This window comes from Bacillota bacterium (assembly GCA_023511835.1).
In the GTDB taxonomy this organism is placed as follows: Bacteria; Bacillota; Sulfobacillia; order JAIMAT01; family JAIMAT01; genus JAIMAT01.
The window spans coordinates 1-5,236 of the sequence record JAIMAT010000115.1 but is presented as its reverse complement, the minus strand read 5'-3'; the positions used below and the strand labels follow the sequence as shown (position 1 = coordinate 5,236).

The window sequence follows — 5,236 nt, the reverse complement described above, 5'->3', positions numbered from 1 at the left end:
CCTGCGCCGCCGCCATCCCGAATGGCGGCGGCCCTTCCGCGTCCCGGCCGTCCCCTGGCTGCCGGCCCTGGCCGGGCTCTCCGCGCTCTGGCTGGCCTCCAACCTGCCGCGTCTCACCTGGTTCGTCTTCACCGGCTGGCTTCTGCTGGGCCTGGCGATCTACCTGCTCTACGGCCGCCGCCACAGCCGCCTGGCGCGGCCGGTGGCCGCGGAGGCGCCGGCCGAGGCCGATCCCGTGCGGTCGGGGGGCTGAGTGCGCTATCCTGAAGCCACCTGGCGGCCGGGCCATCGGCCCTCCGGGGAAGTGCAGCGGGAAGGAGCGGAGGCTCGGAAGATGGCGGCACTGGCAGCGACGGTCGAGTGGAGGGGCGGTACCGGCTTCGTGGCGCGGACGGGGAGCGGCGGTCGCGTCGAGATCCGCGCCGCAGGCGAGGTGCAGGGAGCGGGGGGGCGGAGCCTGGAGGAGGTGGACGAGGCGTCGGCCCCCGCGCCCGTGCGGCCGAAGGAGGCGGTCCTGGCCGGCCTTGGCGGCTGCACGGGCATCGACGTGGTCTCCATCCTCGACAAGATGCGCCAGCCCCTGGAGGCCTTCACGGTGGAGATCGAGGCCGAACAGTCGACGGGCGACCCCAAGGTCTTCACCCACCTGCGCCTGGTCTACCGCTTCCGGGGGGCGCTGGAGCCCGCGCGGGTGCTGAGGGCCGTCCGTCTCTCGCAGGAGAAGTACTGCGGCGTCCTGGCCATGCTGGCGCAGACCGCCTCGGTCGAGACGCGGGTCGAACTGAACGGCGCGGAGTTGGAGTACGAGCCCTCCCGGGTGGCCGCACGCGGCACCGCCTGAGCCGGCGCCCGCGCGAGGGAGGGGAGCCGGTGCGACCCCGGTCCCCTCACCCTTCGAGGAGCAGGCGGAGACGGGAGGCGGCTTCGCGCGCCTCCGCCTCGATGCGGTCGAGCAGCTCGGCGACGCTGGGGACGTCCCGGATCAGGGCGCTGCCTTGGCCGGCCCAGGCGAAGCCTTCCTCCAGCAGACCTTCCAGGGCGGCGCGCGCGTTCCGCTCGCCGCTGACCAGCGGCAGGATCTCCTCCGCCGGCGCCCCGGAGGCTTCGGCCGCACGGATTCGTTCCACCCAGGCGCCCCTGAGAGCCCGGCCGGGCCGGCCCAGCGAGACTTCGATCAGCGTCGTCGCCGCCTCACCCGCCTCGACCAGCGCCTGCTTGTAGGCGGGGTGGGCGGGCGACTCGCGGGTGGCGACGAAGCGCGTCCCCATCTCGATCCCGTCGGCGCCCAGCGCCAGGGCGGCGGCAAAGCCCCGCCCGTCGACGATCCCGCCGGAGGCGACCACGGGCACCCGGACAGCCTCGACGACCTCGCGGACGAGGACCAGCGTACTCGTGTCGTCCCTCCCGATGTGTCCGCCGCCCTCGGCGCCGACGGCGACCACCGCGTCCGCCCCCAGCGACTCGGCCTTTTTCGCCTGGCGCACGCTGGAGACGAGGACGAGGCTCCGCGGGCGGCGACCCGGCCAGTTCTGGATGCGGCGCAGCACCGGCTCGGGGTTGCCGCCCGTGATGCTGATCACGTCGGGCTCCAGTTCCAGCGCCGCCTCGAGCATCGCCTCGAACTCCCAGTGCCCGAGCGCGAAGTTGATGCCGAAGGGCGCCCGCGTCATGCGGCGGAGCCTGGCCACCTCCTCGCGCAGCGCCGCGGGTGTGCGCAACGTGGCGGCCGTCACCTGACCCAGTCCCCCGGCCTCGCCGACCGCCGCGGCCAACTCGGCGCGGGCCAGGTAGGCCAGGCCGCCCTGGACGACCGGCCGCCGGATCCCCAGAAGCTCCGTCAGACGCGTCTTCAGCCCACGTCACCCCCGCTCTGCGATCCGCTCGGCCCCGAGCCGCCACCCGCCGGCGGGGGCCAGGGCGGAGCCGTCCCGCACTCCCGGCCGGTCGAGCTCTCAGAGGGCGTGCACCAAGCCGCCGTCGACGAAGACGAACTGGCCGTTGACGTAGCTGGCCGCCGGCGAGGCGAGGAAGACGGCCACGCGCGCAAGCTCCTCCGGCTGGCCGTAGCGGCCCAGCGGGATGTTCCGGACATAGGCGGCGGCCACCGCTTCCGGCGTACTCCCCTGGCGGGCCGCTCGGTCGCGATCCAGCTCGGCCACCCGCTCGGTGGCGATCCGCCCGGGCGCCAGGGCGTTGATACGGATGCGGGGCGCCCACTCCAGCGAGAGGCTCTTGGTCAGCGTCACCACGCCGGCCCGGAGCACGTTGGAGAGGGTGAGCCCCTCGATGGGCTGCTTGACCGAGGTGGAGACGTCGTTGACCACCGCCGGCGCGTCGCTCTTCTCGAGCCACGGCCGCGCCGCCCGCAGGCTCCGCACCACGCTCAGCAGGTTGAGCTCGAAGGCCGCCTGCCAGTCCTCGTCGCCCAGCTCGTCGAAGCCGCCCGTGCGCGGTCCGCCGGCGTTGGTGAAGAGGGCGTCGATGCGCCCGTAGCGCTCGCCGACGGCCGCGAAGAAGCGCTCGATGGCCGCCGCGTCGCGCAGGTCGCAGGCCATGGCCAGCACCTCGGCGCCGTACTCTCGCTCCAGCTCCCTCGCCACCTCGCCCACAGCCGCCTCGCTCCGGCTGGAGATGGCCAGGCGCGCCCCCTCCGCCGCGAAGGCCGTCGCCACGGCACGACCCAGCCCCTGACTGGCGGCCGTCACCACCGCCACCCGCCCCTTCAGACCGAGATCCAAGCGCGGCCCACCTCCCGTCGTTCCTTTCACCGCCGCGCCCGGCCGCTCCTCCGGCTCCCGGCAGGCATTCCCACCACTTGCCCGCTCAGGGCGACCACTCCCAGCGCTCGCCGTCCTGCGAACGGTAGAGATCCCCGTTGGGCGCCCCCGCCCAGAGATAGCCACCTGCGCGGGTGAGGGCGACGAAGGCTCGCGCCGGCGCCTCCACCGTTCGCGCGCTGGCCGAGGCGGCCTCCGCCTGCCAGAGCCCCCGGTCGCTGGCCACCAGGAGACGCCCCGACCCCAGCACGAGCAGCGCCTCGGCGCTCCGGTCGAAACCGCTCACCGCACGGGTGCGCCCGTCCGGGGCAACCAGGAAGAGTCCCCCCGCGGTACCCACCCAGATCCGCGCCAGGCCCCCCTCGGGCGTCGTCTCCACCGCCAGCGCCGTCACCTGGGCGTCGGCGGGCAGATTGCCGGCCAGGGGCGAGAGCGGCCCCTCCGGGGGCCCGGCCAGGAGCCCCCGGCCGGGCTGCCAGCGCACCAGCCAGCGACCGTCGGCCGAACGGGCCTGCGGGCCGCCGGGCACCTGCCCTCCCTCTCCGGCGGGTGCGGAGGTCAGCAGGATCCAGCGGCCGTCTCGCGCCCGCTCCCAGCGACCGCGCCCCGTCACCACCGCCAGGCCGCCGTCCGGCGCCGCGGCCAGCGCCATCAGCCGGTCACCAGGGCGGACCGGGCCCACCCCGCCTGCGTCCAGCGGCCGTCCCAGCGCCCTGGCCGCCAGGCTCTGCATCTCCTCGAAGGTCAGGGGGCCTGAGTAGAAGGCGCTCAGGCGGCCGTCGGGCGAGACGAACCACGACTCGGGGTAGCCCGTGAGGCCGTAGAGGTGGGAGATCGACTTGTCCCGGTCCAGCAGGACGGGGTAGCCGATCCCGGACGAGCGCACGTAGGCGCGAACCGTCGCCGCCGTCTCGGCCACGTCGACGCCCAGCACGACCACCTCTCGCCCGTAACGCTGCGCGAAGGCGGCCAGCGCCGGCGTCTCCTCGCGGCAGGGCGGGCACCAGCTGGTCCAGAAGTTGATCAGCACCGCCTTCCCGCGCAGGTCGGCGAGGCGGAGCGTGCCACCGTCCAGCCGCTCCAGCGTGAAGTCGGGAGCCGTCGAGCCCAGTCGCGGCCGACCGCCCCCGCGACTGAAGAGCAAGGCGCCGACCAGCGCCAGGAGCAGCACCCCCAACGCCAACCACGTCGTCCAGCGTCGCGTCACCCTCGCCTCCTCGCGCCACCTCGAAGGGCACCGGATGCGGTGCTCCCACGGCGGTGCTCCCACGGCGCTCCTCCCCGGCGCAGCCGGTCAGGAGAAGAGATAGAAAAGCCGGAAGGAGATCTGCGTCAGCCAGTCGGTGTAGACCAGGACGCCCAGGAGCACCAGCAGGAGGCCCGCCACCCTCTGCACCGTCGGCAGGTGGCGGTGGAGGCCGGAGAGTCGCGGCCAGAGCCACTCGAAGCCGGCCGCCAGGACCAGGAAGGGGAGTCCCATGCCAGCCGAGTAGGTAGCGAGGAGCGCCACCCCCCGCTCCAGCGAGGCCTGGGTGGAGGCGTAGAGCAGGATGGCGGCCAAGACCGGTCCCACGCACGGGGTCCAGCCGATGCTGAAGGCGCCACCGAGCGCCAGGGCGCCCAGCCAGCTGCCCGCGCGCCCGGGCGCGGCCCCTTCCTCCGCCAGTGGCTGCCAGCTTCGCTCCAGCAGCGGGATGCGCAGCCAGCCGGTCATGGCTAGGCCGAAGAAGGCGATGAGCACGCCGGCCACCTTGCGCAACCGCGGCAGGTTGGCCAGCAGCAGCTGGCCGAAGGAGCTGGCGGTGGCCCCCAGGACGACGAAGACCAGCGAGAAGCCGAGGACGAAGGCCAGCGCCCGCCCCAGGAGGCGCGCTCGCGCGCGGCCTGCCCCCTGCCTGCCCGCGCCGCGTCCGGCGAGCTGGCCCGCCCCCGCGCCCGCGATGTAGCTCAGGTAGGAGGGATACATGGGCCAGACGCAGGGGGAGAAGAAGAAGGTCAGGCCGGCGAGGAAGGCGACGGCGTAGGAGACGCCGGCCGGGCTCATGGGACCACCTCCGAGACGGGTCGCTCGCCGGCCGCCGGCTGCGCGGCGGCCCGGCGACCGAGCAGCCAGGCCTCGACCTCACGGCGCCGCCGCTCGCGCTCGCGCGCTTCCTCGAGGATCCGCGCGGCCTGGTCTTCGTACTCCGCGCGGAGGCGCGCGTAGCTCTCCTCGTCCAGCTTGCCCATGCGGCGGTCGTACTCCAGCTCGCGCAGGAGGCCGAAGAGGCGCTCGCGCTCGGGGTCCACCGCCGCCAGGCGGACGGCGGGCCGCGGCCAGAGCGAGAAGGCCGTGCCCAGGATGAGGAGCAGGCCGCCCAGCCAGAGCCAGTCCACCAGCGGATTGACATAGATCTCCAGGCCCGCCCGCCCGGAGCCGTCCCAGCCGGCCAGGACCACGTAGAGATCGCCGGCCGCCG

General features: G+C 74.6%; 7 protein-coding genes. 2 read left to right on the top strand and 5 right to left on the bottom strand.

All coding sequences use genetic code 11. The features are described from left to right. Both K6U79_10945 and K6U79_10940 read left to right on the top strand, forming a co-directional pair. The coding region (locus tag K6U79_10945; protein ID MCL6522868.1) for a hypothetical protein at positions 1-253 on the top strand (253 nt) is incomplete at its 5' end. Positions 254-334: 81 nt separating this feature from the next. Continuing rightward, complete coding sequence (locus K6U79_10940; GenBank protein MCL6522867.1) at positions 335-841, top strand: OsmC family protein; 507 nt, start codon at positions 335-337, stop codon at positions 839-841. 46 nt (positions 842-887) lie between these two features. Here K6U79_10940 and K6U79_10935 read toward each other — a convergent pair whose 3' ends face one another. The 5 genes from K6U79_10935 to K6U79_10915 all read right to left on the bottom strand — a co-directional run. Next, complete coding sequence (locus tag K6U79_10935; protein MCL6522866.1) at positions 888-1,853, bottom strand: nitronate monooxygenase; 966 nt, start codon at positions 1,851-1,853, stop codon at positions 888-890. Positions 1,854-1,952: 99 nt separating this feature from the next. Beyond that, positions 1,953-2,738: an SDR family oxidoreductase gene (locus K6U79_10930; GenBank protein ID MCL6522865.1), complete on the bottom strand. Its 786-nt coding sequence runs from the start codon at positions 2,736-2,738 to the stop codon at positions 1,953-1,955. Positions 2,739-2,823: 85 nt separating this feature from the next. Beyond that, positions 2,824-3,984 (bottom strand): TlpA family protein disulfide reductase, encoded by a 1,161-nt coding sequence (locus K6U79_10925; GenBank protein ID MCL6522864.1) that lies wholly within the window; start codon positions 3,982-3,984, stop codon positions 2,824-2,826. Positions 3,985-4,071: 87 nt separating this feature from the next. Next, positions 4,072-4,821, bottom strand: a complete 750-nt coding sequence (locus K6U79_10920; protein MCL6522863.1) for a cytochrome c biogenesis CcdA family protein — start codon at positions 4,819-4,821, stop codon at positions 4,072-4,074. Further along, a partial coding sequence (locus K6U79_10915; protein MCL6522862.1) for a hypothetical protein occupies positions 4,818-5,236 on the bottom strand: 419 nt, incomplete at its 5' end. The genes K6U79_10920 and K6U79_10915, both read right to left, overlap by 4 nt.

Bases quoted from the DNA above. Each gene is read 5' to 3' on its own strand.
- K6U79_10920 (MCL6522863.1), bottom strand. From the start codon at position 4,821: ATGAGCCCGGCCGGCGTCTCCTACGCCGTCGCCTTCCTCGCCGGCCTG.
- K6U79_10940 (MCL6522867.1), top strand. From the start codon at position 335: ATGGCGGCACTGGCAGCGACGGTCGAGTGGAGGGGCGGTACCGGCTTC.